Below are 20,132 nucleotides of genomic sequence, written 5' to 3' on the forward strand. Positions count from 1 at the left end.
CGGGTGGCGGCTTCGCCTTACCCGGCCTACGTTACTACATCAGCAATGTTACTTGTATTCGCTCATCGGCACGCAGGAGCAGAACAGATTACGGTCGCCGTAAACGTCATCAAGACGCTTCACGGTCGGCCAGTATTTGTTTGCCACGCCTGCCGGGAAGACGGCCAGCTCGCGGGAGTAACCGTGGTTCCACTCTGCCACCATCTCGTGCTGGGTGTGCGGGGCGTTGACCAGCGGGTTATCTTCCAGCGTCCATTCGCCGTCCTGCACGCGGTCGATCTCCATGCGGATGGCCAGCATCGCGTCGATAAAGCGGTCCAGCTCGGCTTTGCTTTCAGACTCGGTCGGCTCCACCATCAGCGTCCCCGCAACCGGGAACGACATGGTTGGCGCGTGGAAGCCGTAGTCGATCAGACGCTTGGCGATATCCAGCTCGCTGATGCCGGTCTGCTCTTTCAGCGGACGAATATCGAGAATGCACTCGTGCGCCACGCGACCGTCGCGGCCGGTATAGAGCACCGGGAAGGCGGACTTCAGGCGAGTCGCAATGTAGTTGGCGTTCAGAATAGCCACCTGGCTCGCCTGCTTCAGCCCTTCCGCGCCCATCATGCGGATGTACATCCAGCTGATTGGCAGGATTGATGCGCTGCCGAACGGTGCCGCAGAGACCGCGCCCTGACGGGTCAGCATGCCTTCAATCTGCACCACGCTGTGGCCCGGCACAAACGGCGCCAGGTGCGCTTTCACGCCGATTGGACCCATGCCCGGGCCGCCACCGCCGTGCGGAATACAGAAGGTTTTGTGCAGGTTGAGGTGCGATACGTCCGCGCCGATAAAGCCCGGCGAGGTAATGCCCACCTGCGCGTTCATGTTTGCGCCGTCGAGATATACCTGACCGCCGAACTGGTGCACCACGTCGCACACTTCACGGATGGTCTCTTCGTACACGCCGTGGGTGGATGGATAGGTCACCATGATGCAGGAAAGTCTGTCGCCTGCCTGCTCGGCTTTCGCGCGCAGGTCGGCCAAATCGATGTTGCCGTTTTTGTCGCATGCCACGACCACCACTTCCATGCCCGCCATCTGTGCTGAGGCCGGGTTGGTGCCGTGGGCGGAGCTTGGGATCAGGCAGATATCGCGGTGGCCTTCGTTACGGCTTTCGTGATAGTGACGGATCGCCAGCAGGCCCGCGTATTCACCCTGCGCGCCGGAGTTCGGCTGCATGCAGAGCGCGTCGTAACCGGTCAGCTTCACCAGCCAGTCTGAAAGCTGGTTGATCATCATGTGATAGCCTTCCGCCTGTTCTGGCGGGCAGAACGGGTGCAGTTCGGAGAATTCAGGCCAGGTAATCGGGATCATCTCTGCCGCGGCGTTCAGCTTCATGGTGCAGGAGCCCAGCGGGATCATCGCCTGGTTCAGCGCCAGATCCTTGCGCTCCAGAGAGTGCATATAGCGCATCATCTCGGTTTCGCTGTGATAGCGATTGAACACCGGGTGAGTCAGGATCGCGTCATTGCGCAGCATGCTTTCCTGAATGGAGCGGCTGTCGAGCGCGACCTCTTTGTCGAGCGTATCAACGTCCAGACCGTGTGCGTCGCCCAGCAACACGCTGAACAGGCTCAGGATATCGTCGCGAGTGGTGCTTTCATCCAGCGTAATGCCGACCGCGTTGTGGATGTCGCTGCGCAGGTTGATTTCTGCTGCATTCGCGCGCGCCAGCACGGCGGCTTTGTCTGCCACTTCCACGCACAGGGTGTCGAAGTAGTGCGCGTGGCGCAGCTTGAGGCCCTTCTGCTGCAGGCCGCAGGCCAGAATATCGGCCAGGCGGTGAATGCGGCTGGCAATGCGCTTCAGGCCAGCCGGACCGTGGAATACCGCATACAGGCTGGCGATGTTTGCCAGCAGTACCTGGGAAGTACAGATGTTGGAGTTCGCTTTCTCGCGGCGGATATGCTGCTCGCGGGTCTGCATCGCCATGCGCAACGCGGTATTACCGGCAGCATCTTTTGACACGCCAATGATACGGCCTGGCATGGAGCGTTTGAATTCATCTTTCGCGCCGAAGAACGCCGCGTGCGGGCCGCCGTAGCCCATCGGCACGCCGAAGCGCTGCGCGGAGCCGAATACAATATCCGCGCCCTGTTTGCCCGGCGCCGTCAGCAGCACCAGCGCCATAAAATCGGCGGCAACGCTGACAACCACTTTGCGGGATTTCAGCTCGGCAATCAGCGCGCCGTAGTCGTGAACTTCGCCGGTGGTACCCACCTGCTGCAGCAGCACGCCGAAGACGTCCTGGTGATCCAGCACTTTGTCGGCGTCGTCGACGATCACCTCAAAGCCGAAGGTTTCTGCACGGGTGCGCACCACGTCCAGCGTCTGGGGATGTACGTCCGCCGCCACGAAGAAGCGGTTAGCATTTTTCAGCTTGCTCACGCGTTTTGCCATCGCCATCGCTTCGGCAGCGGCGGTCGCTTCATCCAGCAGAGAGGCGGAAGCGATATCCATACCGGTCAGATCCAGCGTCACCTGCTGGAAGTTCAGCAGCGCTTCCAGACGCCCCTGAGAAACTTCTGGCTGATAAGGGGTGTAAGCGGTGTACCAGCCCGGGTTTTCCAGCATGTTACGCAGGATAACTGGCGGTAACTGCACGTTGGTGTAGCCCATGCCAATGTAAGACTTATAGCGCTTGTTGAGGCCTGCAATAGCCTTCAGCTCCGCCAGCGCGGCGAACTCCGTGGTGGCTTCCCCTACCTGAGGCGGCGTGGCAAGCTGGATGTCTTTTGGCACAATCTGGCCGATCAGTGCGTCTAATGAATCCGCGCCAACCGTCTTCAGCATCTCCTGCTGTTGCTGAGCATCCGGCCCAATGTGACGTTCAATGAAGGCGCCACGGTTTTCAAGCTGGCTTAAAGTCTGTGTCATGAGCGATGGTTCCTGATACGTGCAGTGAATCGTAGTTATCTGTAACGCTGTTGCCCGGTGGCGCTACCGCTTACCGGGCCCTGTAGGCCGGATAAGCGCAGCGCCATCCGGCACAACGTTATTCGTCTTCCAGTAGTGCTTCGTACGCGGTTGCATCCAGCAGCGCGGCAACTTGCGATTCGTCGCTGGCTTTGATCTTGAAGATCCAGCCGCCTTCATAAGGCTCGCTGTTGACCAGTTCTGGCGAATCGCTCAGCGCGTCGTTGACCGCAACAATCTCACCGCTTACCGGTGCATAGATGTCAGACGCCGCTTTTACGGACTCCGCCACGGCGCAGTCGTCGCCCGCGCTAACGGTCGTGCCCACGTCAGGCAGGTCAACAAACACCATGTCGCCCAGCAGCTCTTGCGCGTGCTCGGTGATCCCTACGGTGTAAGTGCCGTCCGCCTCTTTGCGCAGCCACTCGTGTTCTTTGCTGTATTTCAGTTCTGCTGGCACATTGCTCATTGAAGTTCTCCTGATAAAAATAGTTAGGCGACCGGCTTACCGGCGCGAACAAAAATCGGTTTGGTCACGTGGACCGGCATTTCGCGGTTGCGGATTTGCACTACCGCCGTTTCGCCAATGCCTGCCGGCACGCGAGCCAGTGCAATACTGTAGCCCAGCGTCGGGGAGAAGGTACCGCTGGTGATCACGCCTTCGCGATGATTGCCGTCAGCATCGGTAAAGCGCACCGGCAGCTCGCCGCGCAGCACGCCTTTTTCCTTCATCACCAGGCCAACCAGCTGGTCGGTACCCTTCTCGCGCTGCATCTCCAGCGCTTCACGGCCAATAAAATCACGGTCAGCCGGTTCCCACGCGATGGTCCAGCCCATGTTGGCCGCCAGCGGAGAGACGCCTTCATCCATTTCCTGACCGTAGAGATTCATCCCCGCTTCCAGACGCAGCGTATCGCGCGCGCCCAGGCCCGCAGGCTTCACGCCCGCTTCTACCAGCGCACGCCAGAAATCGGCAGCTTTCTCGTTCGGCATCGCAATTTCGTAGCCCGCTTCACCGGTATAGCCGGTGGTGGCGATAAACAGATCCCCCGCCTGCACACCGAAGAACGGCTTCATGCCTTCGGTGGCGGTGCGCTGCTCGTCGCTGAACAGAGACGCGGCTTTTGCCTGCGCGTTCGGCCCCTGCACGGCGATCAGCGACAGATCGTCACGGACGGTGATGTCGACGGCATAAGGTTCGGCGTGTTGGGTGATCCAGGAGAGGTCTTTTTCGCGGGTGGCGGAGTTTACAACGAGGCGGAAGAAATCTTCGGTGAAGTAGTAGACGATAAGGTCATCAATCACGCCGCCCGAGGCATTCAGCATGCCGGTATAGAGCGCTTTGCCCGGCGTCTTCAGTTTGGCGACGTCGTTTGCCAGCAGATAACGCAAAAACTCCCGGGTGCGGCTACCGCGCAGATCGACAATCGTCATGTGGGACACGTCGAACATACCGGCATCGGTGCGCACCGCGTGGTGCTCATCAATCTGCGAGCCGTAGTGCAGCGGCATCATCCAGCCATGGAAGTCCACCATGCGGGCGCCGCATAACACGTGCTGTTCGTACAAAGGAGTCTGTTGAGCCATCTTGTCCTCGTTGAAAAATTCACCGTGAAACCCGGTATCGGCCTCGTTCCCGAATGCCGACGCAAACGTTCTCTTTTACCTGAACTTACCACCGAAACCGGCGGTTAACCATAAGGTAAAACGGGTCATCACATTAGCTTATGACCAAAAAACGCTGAAAAGCCTACAGAGTTATTCACTGGAAAAATGCGATTAACCCCGCACAAAATTAACAATGATCTAACAGGATTTAGCACATGGTGATATTTCGTGCGGAAAAACGGGCCGAATTTCCGTCACGTAAAAATCACGACATGAGAATAACTAATGCGAAAAATGGCGTGGAATTAGAATATTTCAAACGAGGGGATTTCCCCGACGCAGAGGCCGGGAAAATAAAGTGTGACGGGGATCGAGGTTAGCGTAACCAGTCGGGAAGATCGTTAAGACCCATTGCCTGACGAAGAAGTTGAGGTTTGACGCCGGGAAGGGTGTCGGCCAGCTTGAGGCCGATATCGCGCAGCAGTTTTTTCGCCGGATTTGCCCCGGCAAACAGCTCGCGGAAGCCCTGCATTCCTGCCAGCATCATCGCCGCACTGTGCTTGCGGCTGCGCTCGTAGCGACGCAGATACAGATGCTGGCCGATATCTTTACCTTCACGGTGCAGGCGACGCAGTTCTTCCACCAGTTCCGCCGCGTCCATAAAGCCGAGGTTAACGCCCTGCCCGGCCAGCGGATGAATGGTATGGGCCGCATCCCCCACCAGCGCCAGACGGTGCGCGGCGAACTGACGCGCGTAGCGGCCGGTTAACGGGAATACCAGCCGCTCGCTTTCAAGCGTGCACAAGCCAAGGCGGTTATCAAACGCCACGCACAGCGCCTGGTTAAAGGCCTCCGGCGTCGCATCCTGCATCTGCTGCGCTTTCTCCGGCACCAGGGACCAGACAATCGAGCACAGGTGCGGATCGGCAAGCGGCAGGAACGCCAGTATGCCGTCGTTGTGGAAAATCTGCCGCGCAATGCCGCCGTGCGGCTCTTCGGTGCGGATCGTTGCTACCATCGCATGATGGCGGTAATCCCAGTACGTCAGCGGGATATCGGCCTTGTTGCGCAGCCAGGAGTTAGCGCCGTCGGCACCGACCACCAGACGCGCGGTCAGCATGTCGCCGCTTTGCAGGGTGATAAACGCCTCGTTTTCGCCCCATGCCACCTGCTGGATCTGCGCAGGCGCAATTAGCGTCACGTCGCTGCACTGCTCTGCTTTCTGCCACAGCGCGTGGTGGATCACCGCATTCTCTATGATATGCCCCAGATGGCTATAGCCCATGCTTTCATCATCAAAGGCAATATGGCCAAAGCTGTCTTTGTCCCACACTTCCATTCCGTGATAGCAGCTGGCGCGCTGGGCGACGATATCTGACCAGACGCCGAGACGCGTCAAAAGCTTTTCGCTGGCCGCGTTAATCGCCGACACGCGGAGTTCCGGCGGGGCATCTGATGCGACAGGCTGGGGCTGCTTTTGCTCCAGCACGGCCACGCGCAGGCCGCTGCCCTGTAATCCACAGGCCAGCGCCAGTCCAACCATTCCGCCGCCAACGATGGCAACATCAACATTTTGCACAGTGATAACTCCTTAACGCGCGACCCAACCCAGGGTCCGCTGCGCCAGCACGTCACGTGCCGGAATGAACAGTTCCATCGCCATCAGCCCGAGGTTGCGACCAACAACCAGCGGCGCCCAGCGATTGGCAAAGAGATGGACTAAACCATCAGTGACGCCAATTGTCGCCTCTTTATCGGCCTGACGTCGCGTCTGGTAATGGCTTAGCACCGGGTAAGCGCCACAGTCCTTTTGTTCGCTCCACGCCTGCGAAAGCGTTTCGGCCAGGCTCATCACATCCCGCAGGCCGAGGTTAAAGCCCTGCCCGGCGATGGGGTGGAGGGTTTGCGCCGCGTTGCCGACCAGCGCCACGCGGTGAGAAACAGACTGTGATGCCGTGGTTAACGACAGTGGATAGACCGCACGTTTCCCGGCATGGGTAATACGCCCCAGCCGCCAGCCAAAGGCTTTCTGCAGCTCGGTACAAAAACGTTCGTCGGACCAGGATTTAACCTCTTCGGCCTTTTCCTGCGGGTGGCACCAGACCAGCGAGCAGCGCCCGCCCGTCATCGGCAGCATCGCCAGCGGGCCGTGCTGGGTGAAGCGCTCAAACGCCCGGCCGTTGTGTTCTGCTGCGGTCGAGACGTTCGCGATGACCGCGACCTGCCCGTAAGGCTGCTGCCGCCACTCTACGCCGCACTGGGTGCCGAGCGCCGAGCGCGACCCGTCAGCCGCCACCAGAAGCTGTCCGTCAAGCACGGTGCCATTGTCCAGCGTTACGCTGACCGCGTCTTCACTGCGGGTGAAGCTGGCAACGCGTGCCGGGCAGTGCAACGTGACGCCCGGCGCGTCCTGCAACAGGCGGAACAGGCGCAGGCCAATATCGTGCAGTTCAACGACCTGACCCAGCGCGTCAATACGGTAGTCATGGGCATCCAGCGTCACAAACCCGGCATGACCGCGATCGCTCACGTGCACGGTATTAATGGCGGTAGCGCAGTCGGGGATGGCCTGCCAGATGCCAATGCGGGATAGCTGCTGGCAGGTGCCCTGCGCCAGGGCAATGGCGCGGGAATCAAACCCAGGGTGATTCTTCGCCTGCGGCGCGACGGCTTCAACCAGATGTACCGGAAGCTGCCCCTTCGTCAAATGCGAGATGGCTAACGCCAGCGTGGCGCCGGTCATGCCGCCGCCAACGATAATCACGCTCATACGCGCGTCGCTGCCATCAGCGCCTCGATATCGTCCGCTTTTTTCACCACGCTCGCGGTCAGGTTTTCGTTGCCGGTTTCGGTGATGACGATGTCGTCTTCAATACGAATGCCAATTCCGCGGTATTCCTCTGGCACGTCGGCATCCGGCGCGATATACAGGCCCGGCTCGACGGTCAGCACCATGCCCGGTTCAAGCACGCGCGAACGTTCAGGGCCGTACGCGCCCACGTCGTGCACGTCCAGCCCCAGCCAGTGGCTCAGGCCGTGCATAAAGTACGGGCGGTGAGCATTCTCGGTAATCAGGGTGTCGACATCCCCTTTGAGGATCCCAAGCTTAACCAGCCCGGTAATCATGATGCGCACCACCTCACCGGTCACTTCCTGAATGGAGGTGCCCGGGCGATACAGCGTCAGCGCCGTCTCGAGTGATTCGAGAACGATGTCATAAATCGCCCGCTGCGCTGGCGAAAACTTGCCGTTCACCGGGAAGGTACGCGTGATGTCGCCCGCGTAGCCCTGATATTCGCAACCGGCGTCAATCAGCACCAGATCGCCGTCGCGCAGCGCGCTTTCGTTTTCGGTGTAGTGCAGAATGCAGCCGTTTTCCCCGCCGCCAACGATGGTGTTGTAGGAGGGATAACGCGCGCCGTGGCGGTTAAATTCGTGGTGAATTTCGCCTTCCAGCTGGTATTCAAACATTCCGGGACGACATTTTTCCATCGCGCGGGTGTGCGCCAGGGCGCTGATTTCGCCCGCACGGCGCAGCACGTTCAGCTCTTCTTCAGATTTGAACAGACGCATCTCGTGCACCACCGGACGCCAGTCCGTGAGGGTGGCGGGCGCGGACAGGTTCTGCCGCGAGCCTTTACGCAGTTTTTCCAGCGCGTTGAAAACAATCTCATCGGCGTAGGCGTATTCGCCCTGCGCGTGGTAGAGCACGTCGAGGCCATTAAGCAGCTGATAGAGCTGCTGGTTGATTTCGCTAAACGCCAGCGCGCGGTCAACGCCCAGCTTTTCCGGGGCGGCCTCTTGCCCTAAGCGGCGGCCAAACCAGATCTCAGCGGTTAAGTCTCGTACGCGGTTGAAAATCACGCTGTGGTTGTGGGTGTCATTGCTCTTAATCAGCACCAGCACCGCTTCCGGCTCGTTGAAGCCGGTGAAGTACCAGAAATCGCTGCTCTGGCGATAGGGGTATTCGCTGTCGGCGCTGCGCGTCACTTCCGGCGCGGCAAAAATCAGCGCCGCGCTTCCCGGCTGCATGTTTGCCAGCAGCGCCTGACGACGGCGCAAATACTCTTGTTGCGAGATAACCATGACACCCTCCTGTGCGTTATTTTTCTTAATGTAAGGTTGGCTTGCGAACTTCCGGCGCGGTCGGCTGCGAGCGCGTAAAGTTGTCGTGGCACAGCAGCGCCGCCACGCGCACGTACTCGATGATCTCTTCGAGAGACATTTCCAGCTCTTCCTGATCTTCCTCTTCATCGTAGCCAAGCTGGGCGATGTTGCGCAGATCGTCAATCGCTTCACCCGCTTCGCCGGTGACTTTATCAAGCTTAGGCTGGGTGACGCCCAGGCCAAGCAGATAGTGGTTTACCCACCCCGCGAGCGCATCGGCGCGATCGAAGACGCTGACATCGTCGCCTTCAGGCAGATAAAGCTGAAAAAGGAAGCCATCGTCTTCCAGCGAATCGCTGGTTGCCGCGTGCATTTTTCGCAGCGCTTCCGCCAGTTCGTGGCCAAACGCCAGCCCTTCGTTGGTGAGGTCGTGGATCAGCGGCTGCCATGAGCTGTCGCTGTTTCCGCCGCACAGTATGCCGCTGATCAGACCGTGCATTTCGGCAGGGGTAAGACCGACTCCCTGCTGGTTCAGTAACTGGTTTAAATCCTTGTAACCAGGCATTTCGTTCTGTATAGACATACGCATTCGTCATCAAAGGGAGGATATTCATGATATGCTACCACTTTGGACCCTGGTGATACCAGAAAAGGGCTTGTATCTTCACATCAGGGTAGCTATAGTGTCGCCCCTTCGCAGCCCCCGGGGCAGTAAGCGAAGGCAGCGCAGTCAATCAGCAGGAAGGTGGCATGTCTGCACAACCCGTCGATCTCCAGATTTTTGGCCGTTCACTGCGAGTGAATTGTCCGCCTGAACAAAGGGATGCTTTGAATCAGGCTGCGGACGATTTGAATCAGCGGTTGCAAGATCTAAAAGAACGCACTAGAGTCACAAATACTGAGCAGCTGGTTTTCATCGCCGCGTTGAACATCAGCTATGAACTGACTCAGGAAAAAGCGAAGACCCGCGATTACGCGGCTAGCATGGAGCAGCGCATTAAAATGCTCCAGCAGACCATTGAACAGGCGTTGCTTGATCAAGGTCGCAATCCCGAAAGACCGGGACCAAAGTTTGAATAACACTTCACAGTTGACTATGGTAGAGTAACTGTGAAGACAAAATTTCTCTGAGATGTTTGCAAGCGGGCCAGTCCCCTGAGCCGATATTTCATACCACAAGAATGTGGCGCTCCATGGTTGGTGAGCATGCTCGGTTCGTCCGAGAAGCCTTAAAACTATGACGACACATTCACCTTGAACCAAGGGTTCAAGGGTTACAGCCTGCGGCGGCATCTCGGAGATTCCCTCTCTCTTCTTCTACCGACTACCATGACTCAATTCCCTGAAGTTTCTGCTTCGCGCCAGGACATCCGTCAGCTCATTCGCCAGCGTCGTCGCGCCCTGACGTCCGAACAACAAGCACATTTTGCGCAGCAGGCCGCTGCCCGCATGATGGCCTATCCGCCCGTGGTAATGGCAAACACCGTCGCGCTCTTTCTCTCGTTTGACGGCGAACTGGACACCCAGCCGCTTATCGACCAGCTCTGGCGCGCCGGGAAAAAAGTTTACCTGCCGGTACTGCATCCGTTCAGCCGGGGCAATCTGCTGTTTCTGCACTACCATCCGCACAGCGAGCTGGTGGTGAATCGTCTGAAAATTACCGAGCCGAAACTCGACGTGCGCGACGTATTACCGCTGTCCGAGCTGGACGTGCTGATTACGCCGCTGGTGGCGTTTGATGAACAGGGCCAGCGATTAGGAATGGGCGGGGGATTCTATGACCGAACGCTGCAAAACTGGCGGCAGTATGGGTTGCAGCCGGTGGGCTATGCGCATGATTGCCAGGCTGTAGAAGCCTTGCCGGTGGAGAAATGGGATATTCCGCTGCCTGCGGTGGTAACGCCAGGTAAAACGTGGCTTTGGTAGCATAAAGCCGGGTGGCGCTTGCGCTTACCCGGCCTACAAAAGCTCAACGTAGGTCGGGTAAGGCGTAGCCGCCACCCGACACCACAGACCGCACCATCAGTACAGCAGGCGCGCGCGAATCGTCCCCGGAATGGCCTTCATGCTCTGCAGCGCTTTCTCAGCAACATCTTCATCGGCTTCAATATCGATAACCACATAACCCATCTGCGAGTTGGTTTGCAGATACTGGGCGGCAATGTTAACGCTCTGCTCGGCAAAAATCTGGTTGATGGCGGTCAGCACGCCAGGACGGTTTTCGTGGATGTGCAGCAGACGACGACCGCCGTGCAGCGGCAGAGACACTTCCGGGAAGTTCACCGCAGAGAGCGTTGAACCGTTATCGGAATATTTGCTCAGCTTACCCGCCACTTCCAGACCGATATTCTCCTGCGCTTCCTGAGTAGAACCGCCGATGTGCGGCGTCAGGATTACGTTGTCGAATTCGCACAGCGGAGAGTTAAACGGATCGCTGTTGGTGGCCGGTTCCGTCGGGAACACGTCGATGGCCGCCCCCGCCAGATGCTTACGCTTCAGCGCATCGCACAGCGCAGGGATATCGACCACCGTACCACGCGCGGCGTTGATCAGCAGAGATCCCGGCTTCATCAGCGCCAGCTCTTCCGCGCCCATCATGTTTTTGGTGGAGGCGTTTTCCGGCACGTGCAGGCTGACCACATCGCTCATGTTCAGCAGGTCAGAAAGATGCTGTACCTGCGTCGCGTTACCCAGCGGCAGTTTGCTTTCGATATCGTAGAAATAGACGTGCATCCCCAGCGATTCCGCCAGGATCCCCAGTTGGGTACCGATGTGGCCGTAGCCGATGATACCCAGCTTTTTACCACGGGCTTCGTATGAGCCCGCGGCCAGTTTGTTCCACACGCCGCGGTGCGCTTTGGCGTTAGCTTCCGGGATACCGCGCAGCAGCAGCAGCAGCTCGCCAATCACCAGCTCCGCCACGGAACGGGTGTTAGAGAACGGGGCGTTAAAGACCGGGATACCGCGTTTTGCGGCAGCGTTCAGGTCGACCTGGTTGGTGCCGATGCAGAAACAGCCAATAGCAACCAGCTTTTCTGCCGCGGCAATCACGTCTTCAGTCAGGTGGGTACGGGATCGCAGGCCAATGAAGTGGGCATCACGGATGGCGGCTTTCAGCTCTTCCGTGTCCAGCGCGCCTTTGTGAAATTCGATGTTGGTGTAACCCGCCGCACGAAGGCTATCAAGCGCTTTCTGATGCACGCCCTCGACCAGCAGGAATTTAATCTTGTCTTTCTCCAGTGATACCTTTGCCATTTCCCCGACCCTGTTTTTATCTGAACTGATGTTGTGCTGGATTGAAATCCGCTGTAGCCAACATATCAAAAAAAACTATTGCAGCAATATGAACGTTTGCGTCGGCACTCTGAAGAAAAGTCATACAGGGCAAAATGACAGAGTAAAATGCTGAGGAAATTTACAAACGTGGCAGGATCGGCAAAAGAGGCGGAAAAGCGTGACACAAGTCACCAAATTTAGCTTTTCAAAAATTTTTTAGCGGGGGGAGCACTCCCCCCGTCAGATCATTTTACGATGGTTTTCACACCGTCAGCCGTACCGATCAGCGCCACATCCGCGCCGCGGTTGGCAAATAACCCTACGGTGACGACGCCTGGAATGCCGTTGATGGCGTTTTCCAGCGCAATCGCGTCGAGAATCTCCAGACCGTGAACATCGAGGATGACGTTACCGTTGTCGGTGACCACACCCTGACGGTATTCCGGACGGCCGCCCAGCTTAACCAGTTGACGGGCAACCGCACTGCGCGCCATCGGGATCACTTCAACCGGCAGCGGGAAATTACCCAGAATGTCGACCTGCTTGGAGGCATCCGCGATGCAGATGAACTTGTCCGCCACGGAGGCGATGATCTTTTCACGGGTCAGCGCCGCGCCGCCGCCTTTGATCATCTGCATATGGCCGTTGATTTCATCCGCGCCATCAACGTAAATGCCCAGACGATCCACTTCGTTGAGATCGAAAACGGTAATGCCGAGGCTTTTCAGCTTTTCCGTGGACGCATCGGAGCTGGAAACCGCGCCCTCGATCTGCCCCTTCATCGTGCCCAGTGCATCGATAAAGTGCGCCGCCGTTGACCCCGTACCAACACCGACAATGGTCCCTGGCTGTACGTACTGGAGAGCGGCCCATCCTACTGCTTTTTTCAGTTCATCCTGCGTCATGATCGTTTTGCCTGTGGTGTGAAAACTCAGGGCGCATTATAGAACACGTCGAATGGATTTCGTCTGCCAGGAAGGGAAAATTGTGTCATAGTGCAGATTAAGCAAAATTTAGGAGCCAGCCAGAGCAATGAAACGTCCGGACTACAGAACACTACAGGCACTTGATGCAGTTATTCGTGAACGCGGCTTTGAGCGCGCAGCGCAAAAGCTGTGCATCACCCAGTCCGCCGTATCACAACGTATCAAACAGCTTGAAAACATGTTCGGGCAGCCGCTGCTGGTGCGTACCGTACCGCCGCGCCCAACGGAGCAAGGTCAAAAGCTTCTCGCCCTGCTGCGTCAGGTTGAACTGCTGGAAGACGAGTGGCTGGGTGACGAACAAACGGGTTCCACGCCGCTGCTGCTCTCGCTGGCGGTGAACGCCGACAGTCTGGCGACCTGGCTGCTGCCGGCCCTTGCGCCAGTGCTGGCCGACTCCCCTATCCGCCTGAATCTTCAGGTCGAAGATGAAACCCGCACCCAGGAGCGCCTGCGTCGCGGCGAAGTGGTTGGTGCGGTCAGTATCCAGCCTCAGGCCCTGCCAAGCTGTCTTGTCGATCAGCTCGGCGCGCTCGACTATCTGTTTGTCGGTTCAAAAGCCTTTGCGGAGCGCTACTTCCCGAATGGCGTCACCCGCGCCGCGCTGCTGAAGGCGCCTGCCGTGGCGTTCGACCATCTGGACGATATGCACCAGGCGTTTTTGCAGCAAAACTTCGACCTGCCGCCGGGCAGCGTGCCGTGTCATATCGTTAACTCGTCCGAAGCCTTTGTGCAGCTGGCGCGTCAGGGCACCACCTGCTGCATGATCCCGCATTTACAGATTGAGAAAGAGTTGAAAAGCGGTGAGCTGATTGACCTGACGCCGGGGCTGTATCAGCGCCGGATGCTCTACTGGCACCGTTTTGCGCCAGAAAGCCGCATGATGCGCAACGTGACTGATGCGCTGCTGGCGTTTGGACATAAGGTGTTGAGACAGGATTAAAATGAAAAGCCGGGTGGAGGCTACGCCTTACCCGGCCTATTGATTATTGTGCAGGTTTCGGCTGTGCTGCAACGGGTTCCAGCTGGAACACCACATCAACCTGATCGTCGAACTGAATCGTTGGCTGCTCGTAGGTTTCCTGAGCAGAAACCGGCGCGGCGTCCGCCTTCATCATCCGAACCATCGGGCTTGGCTGGTAGTTAGAGACGTGGTAACGCACGCTGTATACCGGGCCAAGCTTGCTCTTGAAGCCAGACGCCAGCTGTTCCGCCTGATGAATGGCATCATCAATCGCCGCTTTACGCGCTTCGTCTTTGTATTTCTCCGGTTGCGCAACGCCCAGCGACACGGAACGGATTTCGTTCAGTCCGGCCTTCAACGCGCCGTCCAGCAGAGAGTTCAGCTTGTCCAGCTGACGCACGGTCACTTCCACAGTGCGCACGGCGCGATAGCCTTTCAGGATACTTTTGCCGTTCTGGTAGTCGTAATCGGGCTGGGTACGCAGGTTCGCAGAGCTGATGTCTTTTTTAGCAACACCGTTCTGTTCCAGGAAAGAGAGATATTGCGCAACACGATCGTCTGCCTGTTTTTTGGCGGAAGCGGCATCTTTTGCCGCCACGTTCACTTCAATTGCCAGGGTTGCAACATCCGGTACCGCGTCCACGCTTGCGGTGCCTGACGTGACGATGTGCGGGCCATCCGGCAGTTCACTTGCCTGCGCCGACACCGCACCGAAACTTACTAATGCCGCGAGGGCCATCACTTTAAACTTCACTGTCATTCCTCCATGTTGCGAAGAGTGCCCCATCAACAGGGCTCATGCCAGCAAGCTTAGCGGGTCTTGCTCAGTTGTCCATAAGACAAGGATTAGTTGAACAATTCCTGGACGTGGTGAATGCCCTCTTTTGCCAGTTGAAAAGCAATAAACCACATCACCAGCCCCACCAGGGTATTAATAATGCGCTGGGCTTTGGCAGTCCGCAGACGAGGCGCCAGCCATGCCGCCAGAATGGCGAGACCGAAGAACCAGAGGAAAGAGGCGCTGACCGTGCCGAGCGCAAACCAGCGTTTCGGCTCAACGTCCAGCTGTCCGCCCAGGCTGCCCAGCACTACGAAGGTGTCGAGGTAGACGTGCGGGTTAAGCCAGGTGACCGCCAGCATGGTGACGATAATCTTCCAGCGGCCCTGCTTCATCACTTCGGCACTTGCCAGCTCAATGTTGCTGCTCATCGCCGTTTTCAGGGCACCGAATCCGTACCAAAGCAGAAACGCCACGCCGCCCCAGGTCACCAGCGCCAGCAGCCAGGGGGACTGCATCAGCAGCGCGCTGCCGCCAAAAATGCCGGCGCAAATCAGCAGCAGATCGCTCACCGCGCACAGCAGGGCAATCATCAGATGATACTGGCGGCGAATGCCCTGATTCATCACGAAGGCGTTTTGCGGGCCGAGCGGAAGGATCATGGCCGCACCTAAGGCAAGCCCTTGAAAATAATAAGATAGCATGACGATTTTCTCGCAGTGTTGTTCTGGAGGCTGACTATACTGCGCGAATCACATTAGAGGAAATGGATAATATTAATTGGGTATTAGCGGAGCTTATGAAAGTAAAGCCCGGTGGCGCGAGCGCTTACCGGGCCTACGGGTGACGTTATTCTGCTTCTTTGACTTTTTTGACGTTTACGTCCATCTGCGGGTAAGGGAAGCTGATGCCGTTGGCGTCGAAATCGCGCTTGATGCGCTCCAGCACATCCCAGTAAACGTTTTGCAGATCGCTGCTTTTGCTCCAGATACGCACCACGAAGTTAATAGAGGAAGCACCCAGTTCGTTCAGGCGAACCGTCTGCTCGCGGTCCTTCAGAATGCGGTCGTCAGAGGCGATGATATTTGCGATCAGCGACTTCACCTGATCGATATCGGAATCATACGCCACGCTGATGATGAGCTCGTTACGACGCACCGGCTCGCGGGAGAAGTTAATGATATTGCCCGCAATGATTTTCCCGTTCGGTACCACCACAATACGACCATCGACGGTACGCAGGGTGGTAGAGAAAATCTGTACCTGCAACACGGTACCGGCGATGCCGCCAAGGTCAACATATTCACCGGAACGGAACGGACGGAAAGTCACCAGCAGTACGCCCGCCGCCAGGTTTGAAAGCGAGCCCTGCAGTGCCAGACCAATGGCCAGACCGGCGGCACCAAGAACGGCAATCACGGAGGCGGTTTGCACCCCAACACGGCCCAGCGCGGCAATCAGCGTGAAGGCGATAATGCCGTAGCGCACCAGTGCAGAGAGGAAGTCAGCCACCGTGGCGTCAATGTGTCGTGCGACCATCACACGGTTGACGGCGTTCGACACGATACGCGCCACGATCATCCCGACGATGATGATGGCAATCGCCGCGACAATGTTCACGGCATAGCTCAGCAGCAGGGCCTGGTTGCGCACCAGCCAGTTGCCGGCGTTATTGATGCTGTCTACAACATCGAGTTGTTCCATTTATTCTTCCTTTTGTTAAACCAAAACACAAAATCCATCCCCCATGGAGACAGGCAGGTCAGTAAAGGGTAAACAAAAAGCACCGGCTTTGCCAAACAGATCACAAAAACAGGTATTGCAGAATATTGAAAAAGCATAAAAAAAGGCCCGCATTTGCGGGCCTTCTGATGCTGTTAGCAGTTCAAATTACAGAACGTCGATTGCGTTCAGTTCTTTGAAAGCCTGCTCCAGACGGGTCACCATGGACGTCTGAGCAGCGCGCAGCCATACGCGTGGATCGTAGTATTTCTTGTTCGGCTGGTCTTCGCCTTTCGGGTTGCCCAGCTGGCCCTGCAGGTAAGCTTCGTTCGCTTTGTAGTACTGCAGGATACCGTCCCAGGTTGCCCACTGGGTGTCGGTATCGATGTTCATTTTCACTACGCCGTAGCTTACGGAGTCTTTGATTTCCTGAGCAGAAGAACCGGAACCGCCGTGGAAGACGAAGTTCAGGCTGTTGTGCGGCAGGTTGTGTTTCTTAGACACGTATTCCTGAGAATCACGCAGGATGGTCGGGGTCAGAACCACGTTACCTGGCTTATAAACGCCGTGTACGTTACCGAAGGACGCTGCAATGGTGAAGCGCGGGCTGATTTTGCTCAGCTCGGTGTAAGCGTAATCAACGTCTTCTGGCTGGGTGTACAGGGCAGAAGCGTCCATGTGGCTGTTGTCCACGCCGTCTTCTTCACCACCGGTGCAACCCAGTTCGATTTCCAGGGTCATGTCCATTTTGGCCATGCGCGCCAGGTACTTAGAGCAGATTTCGATGTTTTCGTGCAGTGACTCTTCAGACAGGTCGATCATGTGAGAAGAGAACAGTGGCTTACCGGTTGCCGCGAAGTGTTTTTCACCCGCGTCCAGCAGACCGTCGATCCACGGCAGCAGTTTCTTCGCGCAGTGGTCAGTGTGCAGGATAACTGGAACACCGTAGTGTTCAGCCATCTGGTGAACGTGGTGCGCACCAGAGATAGCACCCAGGATAGCAGCACCCTGAGGAATGTCAGTTTTCACGCCTTTACCTGCGATGAACGCAGCGCCGCCGTTAGAGAACTGAACGATAACCGGTGCTTTAACTTTTGCAGCGGTTTCCAGTACGGCGTTGATGGAGTCGGTACCTACGCAGTTAACTGCTGGCAGAGCGAAGTTGTTTTCTTTAGCTACCTGGAACACTTTCTGTACGTCATCACCAGTGATAACGCCAGGTTTTACGAAATCAAAAATTTTAGACATGTTGCTTAGTCCTGTATCTTCGGCCGTTAGAAAAGGTGCGAGCTCTTAAAAGCGCGCTGAAAATTGGGCAGGTTTCCCTGCCCTTGAATGGCTTACTTCTTAGCGCGCTCTTCGAGCATTGCTACTGCTGGCAGTACTTTGCCTTCCACGAATTCGAGGAATGCGCCGCCACCAGTGGAGATGTAGGAGATCTTGTCAGCGATACCGAACAGGTCGATTGCTGCCAGGGTGTCACCACCGCCTGCGATAGAGAACGCTTCGCTGTCTGCGATTGCGTTAGCCACGATTTCAGTCCCTTTGCGGAAGTTCGGGAATTCGAACACGCCAACAGGACCGTTCCACAGGATAGTTTTTGCGTTTTTCAGGATTTCAGCCAGTTTCTGTGCAGAAACGTCGCCCAGGTCCAGAATCTGCTCTTCGTCTTTGATGTCGTTTACAGATTTCAGGGTCGCGGTTGCGGTTTCGGAGAACTCGGTCGCCACGCGAACGTCAGTTGGAACCGGGATATCACAGGTACCCAGCAGGCGTTTGGCTTCGTCAACCAGGTCTGCTTCGTACAGGGATTTACCCACGTTGTGGCCCTGAGCGGCAACGAAGGTGTTCGCAATACCACCGCCAACGATCAGCTGGTCAGCGATTTTAGACAGGGAATCCAGAACGGTCAGTTTGGTAGACACTTTAGAACCACCAACGATAGCGACCATTGGGCGAGCAGGTTCTTTCAGTGCTTTACCCAGTGCTTCCAGTTCGTCAGCCAGCAGAGGACCCGCACACGCGACGTCTGCGAATTTACCGATACCGTGGGTAGATGCCTGCGCACGGTGCGCAGTACCGAATGCATCCATCACGAATACGTCGCACAGTGCAGCGTATTTTTTGGACAGGGTTTCGTCGTCTTTCTTTTCGCCTTTGTTGAAGCGAACGTTTTCCAGAACAACCAGCTCACCTTCGGCAACGTCTACGCCGTCCAGGTAATCTTTCACCAGGCGAACCGGGTTGGACAGTTTGTCTTTCAGGTAATTAACAACCGGCAGCAGAGAGAACTCTTCGTTGTACTCGCCTTCAGTTGGACGGCCCAGGTGGGAGGTGACCATCACTTTAGCGCCCTGCTTCAGAGCCAGTTCAATGGTTGGCAGAGATGCACGGATACGCGCGTCGCTGGTCACTTTGCCATCTTTAACCGGTACGTTCAGATCGGCACGGATGAAAACGCGTTTACCTGCCAGATCCAGATCGGTCATCTTAATTACAGACATGGTGAATCCTCTCGTTGATTCTTAAAGTTTTGCAAGCGCAAGGTGCGCTCTACCTGAAACCTTTTGCGGCCATGGCTAACGTGGTGTCGAGCATTCGGTTAGCAAAGCCCCATTCGTTATCACACCAGACCAGCGTCTTGATAAGGTGCGCACCACTGACTCGCGTCTGCGTGCCATCCACGATGGCGCTGTGCGGGTCGTGGTTAAAATCTACTGAGACCAACGGTAATTCCGTATAGTCAACTATACCATGAAATGCTCCCTGTGCCGCTTTTTGCAGCAACAGGTTGACTTCACAGGCTTTTACCGGTTTTTTCACCGTCACGCTAAGATCGATTGCGGTGACGTTTATCGTCGGAACACGCACGGCAATCGCTTCGAAACGGTCATTAAACTGCGGGAAAATTCGGGTGATCCCTGCAGCCAGTTTCGTGTCCACCGGAATGATTGACTGGCTCGCCGCGCGAGTGCGTCGTAAATCCGAGTGATAGGCGTCGATAACCTGCTGATCGTGCATGGCGGAGTGAATCGTGGTTACGGTGCCGGATTCAATGCCATACGCATCGTCTAACAGTTTGATGACCGGAATAATGCAGTTGGTGGTGCAGGAGGCGTTGGAAACAATGCGGTGCTCGGCTTGCAGCTCATGCTGGTTGACGCCAAACACGACGGTCGCGTCGAGGTCGTTACTTCCGGGATGAGAAAACAGGACTTTTTTCGCGCCTGCTGTCAGATGCGCTTCGCCGTGTTCGCGGTTGCCATACACACCGGTACAGTCAAGCACGACATCTACACCCAGTTCACGCCAGGGTAGCCCGGAAATGCTGTTCTCATGCAGCACACGAATAGCGTCATCACCCACAAAAAGCTGATCTCTTTCCTGGCGCACATCCCAGGCGAAGCGTCCGTGGCTGGTGTCATACTTCAATAAATGCGCCATGCCAGCAGCATCCGCCAGTTCATTGATTGCCACCACGGTGATTTCCGCCCGACGTCCGGATTCATACAAAGCACGAACCACATTACGCCCGATGCGACCGAAGCCATTAATCGCTACGCGTACGGTCATAGATCTCCTGCAAAGCAATCCCTGAGTTTGAGGTGGCTGAAAGAGTAATCCAGCGACGCCCGAAGGGGAATCTTTGCTATCACAAACTGCGATTGATTGGTCAATTGTCGAACATTTAATCGACTGAAACGCTTCAGCAAGAATAAGCGAATCGGGGAAT

Annotated in this window: 18 protein-coding genes and 1 other RNA gene; 4 read left to right on the top strand and 15 right to left on the bottom strand. The window is 56.8% G+C overall.

The window, feature by feature from the left end; translation table 11 throughout:
- Positions 1 to 48: 48 nt before the first annotated feature.
- From gcvP to DG357_RS18725, 7 genes are all read right to left on the bottom strand, one after another.
- Positions 49 to 2,922: an aminomethyl-transferring glycine dehydrogenase gene (gcvP, locus tag DG357_RS18695; protein WP_088204239.1), complete on the bottom strand. Its 2,874-nt coding sequence runs from the start codon at positions 2,920 to 2,922 to the stop codon at positions 49 to 51.
- 118 nt (positions 2,923 to 3,040) lie between these two features.
- Positions 3,041 to 3,430, bottom strand: coding sequence for a glycine cleavage system protein GcvH (gcvH, locus tag DG357_RS18700; RefSeq protein ID WP_008499718.1), 390 nt, complete (start codon positions 3,428 to 3,430; stop codon positions 3,041 to 3,043).
- A 23-nt stretch (positions 3,431 to 3,453) separates the two neighbouring features.
- Positions 3,454 to 4,548 (bottom strand): glycine cleavage system aminomethyltransferase GcvT, encoded by a 1,095-nt coding sequence (gcvT, locus tag DG357_RS18705; RefSeq protein ID WP_088204240.1) that lies wholly within the window; start codon positions 4,546 to 4,548, stop codon positions 3,454 to 3,456.
- Positions 4,549 to 4,945: 397 nt separating this feature from the next.
- A complete protein-coding gene (ubiI, locus tag DG357_RS18710) occupies positions 4,946 to 6,148 on the bottom strand; it encodes an FAD-dependent 2-octaprenylphenol hydroxylase (protein ID WP_047367438.1) in 1,203 nt (400 codons plus the stop codon).
- 12 nt (positions 6,149 to 6,160) lie between these two features.
- Positions 6,161 to 7,339, bottom strand: coding sequence for a 2-octaprenyl-6-methoxyphenyl hydroxylase (ubiH, locus tag DG357_RS18715; RefSeq protein WP_088204241.1), 1,179 nt, complete (start codon positions 7,337 to 7,339; stop codon positions 6,161 to 6,163).
- Positions 7,336 to 8,649, bottom strand: a complete 1,314-nt coding sequence (pepP, locus tag DG357_RS18720) for a Xaa-Pro aminopeptidase (RefSeq protein WP_088204304.1) — start codon at positions 8,647 to 8,649, stop codon at positions 7,336 to 7,338. The genes ubiH and pepP overlap by 4 nt, the downstream gene beginning before the upstream one ends.
- A gap of 31 nt (positions 8,650 to 8,680) precedes the next feature.
- A complete protein-coding gene (locus DG357_RS18725) occupies positions 8,681 to 9,259 on the bottom strand; it encodes a YecA/YgfB family protein (protein WP_028014333.1) in 579 nt (192 codons plus the stop codon).
- 167 nt (positions 9,260 to 9,426) lie between these two features.
- Here DG357_RS18725 and zapA point away from each other — a divergent pair, with 167 nt between their 5' ends.
- The 3 genes from zapA (at position 9,427) to DG357_RS18745 (ending at position 10,602) form a co-directional block, all read left to right on the top strand.
- Positions 9,427 to 9,756 carry a cell division protein ZapA gene (zapA, locus tag DG357_RS18735; RefSeq protein ID WP_006811891.1) on the top strand — a complete coding sequence of 110 codons (330 nt, stop codon included), beginning with the start codon at positions 9,427 to 9,429 and terminating at the stop codon, positions 9,754 to 9,756.
- A gap of 41 nt (positions 9,757 to 9,797) precedes the next feature.
- Positions 9,798 to 9,981: non-coding RNA, 6S RNA (gene ssrS / locus DG357_RS18740), on the top strand.
- A 24-nt stretch (positions 9,982 to 10,005) separates the two neighbouring features.
- Positions 10,006 to 10,602 carry a 5-formyltetrahydrofolate cyclo-ligase gene (locus tag DG357_RS18745; protein WP_045629984.1) on the top strand — a complete coding sequence of 199 codons (597 nt, stop codon included), beginning with the start codon at positions 10,006 to 10,008 and terminating at the stop codon, positions 10,600 to 10,602.
- Positions 10,603 to 10,698: 96 nt separating this feature from the next.
- Here the strand turns inward: DG357_RS18745 and serA are convergent, their stop codons facing one another.
- Entirely contained in the window at positions 10,699 to 11,931 is a 1,233-nt protein-coding gene (gene serA, locus DG357_RS18750) for a phosphoglycerate dehydrogenase (protein WP_041908347.1), read from the bottom strand.
- A 266-nt stretch (positions 11,932 to 12,197) separates the two neighbouring features.
- The gene (rpiA, locus tag DG357_RS18755; protein WP_003860091.1) at positions 12,198 to 12,857 is read right to left on the bottom strand and encodes a ribose-5-phosphate isomerase RpiA; all 660 of its coding nucleotides are present in this window, start codon (positions 12,855 to 12,857) and stop codon (positions 12,198 to 12,200) included.
- A gap of 127 nt (positions 12,858 to 12,984) precedes the next feature.
- Between rpiA and argP the strand changes: the two genes are divergently transcribed.
- Complete coding sequence (gene argP / locus DG357_RS18760) at positions 12,985 to 13,878, top strand: DNA-binding transcriptional regulator ArgP (RefSeq protein WP_003860089.1); 894 nt, start codon at positions 12,985 to 12,987, stop codon at positions 13,876 to 13,878.
- Positions 13,879 to 13,921: 43 nt separating this feature from the next.
- Here argP and DG357_RS18765 read toward each other — a convergent pair whose 3' ends face one another.
- The 6 genes from DG357_RS18765 to epd all read right to left on the bottom strand — a co-directional run bounded on the left by DG357_RS18765 (position 13,922) and on the right by epd (position 19,972).
- A complete protein-coding gene (locus DG357_RS18765) occupies positions 13,922 to 14,653 on the bottom strand; it encodes an oxidative stress defense protein (RefSeq protein ID WP_028014336.1) in 732 nt (243 codons plus the stop codon).
- Positions 14,654 to 14,745: 92 nt separating this feature from the next.
- A complete protein-coding gene (argO, locus tag DG357_RS18770) occupies positions 14,746 to 15,381 on the bottom strand; it encodes an arginine exporter ArgO (protein ID WP_047367435.1) in 636 nt (211 codons plus the stop codon).
- A 145-nt stretch (positions 15,382 to 15,526) separates the two neighbouring features.
- A complete protein-coding gene (gene mscS, locus DG357_RS18775; protein ID WP_003860082.1) occupies positions 15,527 to 16,381 on the bottom strand; it encodes a small-conductance mechanosensitive channel MscS in 855 nt (284 codons plus the stop codon).
- Between the two features lie 186 nt (positions 16,382 to 16,567).
- The gene (gene fbaA / locus DG357_RS18780) at positions 16,568 to 17,647 is read right to left on the bottom strand and encodes a class II fructose-bisphosphate aldolase (RefSeq protein ID WP_008499731.1); all 1,080 of its coding nucleotides are present in this window, start codon (positions 17,645 to 17,647) and stop codon (positions 16,568 to 16,570) included.
- A 92-nt stretch (positions 17,648 to 17,739) separates the two neighbouring features.
- Positions 17,740 to 18,903: a phosphoglycerate kinase gene (gene pgk / locus DG357_RS18785; RefSeq protein ID WP_028014337.1), complete on the bottom strand. Its 1,164-nt coding sequence runs from the start codon at positions 18,901 to 18,903 to the stop codon at positions 17,740 to 17,742.
- 49 nt (positions 18,904 to 18,952) lie between these two features.
- Complete coding sequence (epd, locus tag DG357_RS18790) at positions 18,953 to 19,972, bottom strand: erythrose-4-phosphate dehydrogenase (RefSeq protein WP_088204242.1); 1,020 nt, start codon at positions 19,970 to 19,972, stop codon at positions 18,953 to 18,955.
- Positions 19,973 to 20,132: the final 160 nt, after the last annotated feature.

Origin of the sequence: Enterobacter bugandensis (genome assembly GCF_900324475.1) — a bacterium.
Lineage (GTDB): Bacteria > Pseudomonadota > Gammaproteobacteria > Enterobacterales > Enterobacteriaceae > Enterobacter > Enterobacter bugandensis.

Excerpts from the sequence above, each read along its gene's own strand:
- ubiH (WP_088204241.1), bottom strand. The coding sequence starts at position 7,339 with ATGAGCGTGATTATCGTTGGCGGCGGCATGACCGGCGCCACGCTGGCG.
- gcvP (WP_088204239.1), bottom strand. The coding sequence starts at position 2,922 with ATGACACAGACTTTAAGCCAGCTTGAAAACCGTGGCGCCTTCATTGAA.
- pgk (WP_028014337.1), bottom strand. The coding sequence starts at position 18,903 with ATGTCTGTAATTAAGATGACCGATCTGGATCTGGCAGGTAAACGCGTT.
- serA (WP_041908347.1), bottom strand. The coding sequence starts at position 11,931 with ATGGCAAAGGTATCACTGGAGAAAGACAAGATTAAATTCCTGCTGGTC.
- gcvT (WP_088204240.1), bottom strand. The coding sequence starts at position 4,548 with ATGGCTCAACAGACTCCTTTGTACGAACAGCACGTGTTATGCGGCGCC.
- epd (WP_088204242.1), bottom strand. The coding sequence starts at position 19,972 with ATGACCGTACGCGTAGCGATTAATGGCTTCGGTCGCATCGGGCGTAAT.
- fbaA (WP_008499731.1), bottom strand. The coding sequence starts at position 17,647 with ATGTCTAAAATTTTTGATTTCGTAAAACCTGGCGTTATCACTGGTGAT.
- DG357_RS18745 (WP_045629984.1), top strand. The coding sequence starts at position 10,006 with ATGACTCAATTCCCTGAAGTTTCTGCTTCGCGCCAGGACATCCGTCAG.
- gcvH (WP_008499718.1), bottom strand. The coding sequence starts at position 3,430 with ATGAGCAATGTGCCAGCAGAACTGAAATACAGCAAAGAACACGAGTGG.
- DG357_RS18725 (WP_028014333.1), bottom strand. The coding sequence starts at position 9,259 with ATGTCTATACAGAACGAAATGCCTGGTTACAAGGATTTAAACCAGTTA.
- argO (WP_047367435.1), bottom strand. The coding sequence starts at position 15,381 with ATGCTATCTTATTATTTTCAAGGGCTTGCCTTAGGTGCGGCCATGATC.
- argP (WP_003860089.1), top strand. The coding sequence starts at position 12,985 with ATGAAACGTCCGGACTACAGAACACTACAGGCACTTGATGCAGTTATT.
- mscS (WP_003860082.1), bottom strand. The coding sequence starts at position 16,381 with ATGGAACAACTCGATGTTGTAGACAGCATCAATAACGCCGGCAACTGG.
- rpiA (WP_003860091.1), bottom strand. The coding sequence starts at position 12,857 with ATGACGCAGGATGAACTGAAAAAAGCAGTAGGATGGGCCGCTCTCCAG.
- zapA (WP_006811891.1), top strand. The coding sequence starts at position 9,427 with ATGTCTGCACAACCCGTCGATCTCCAGATTTTTGGCCGTTCACTGCGA.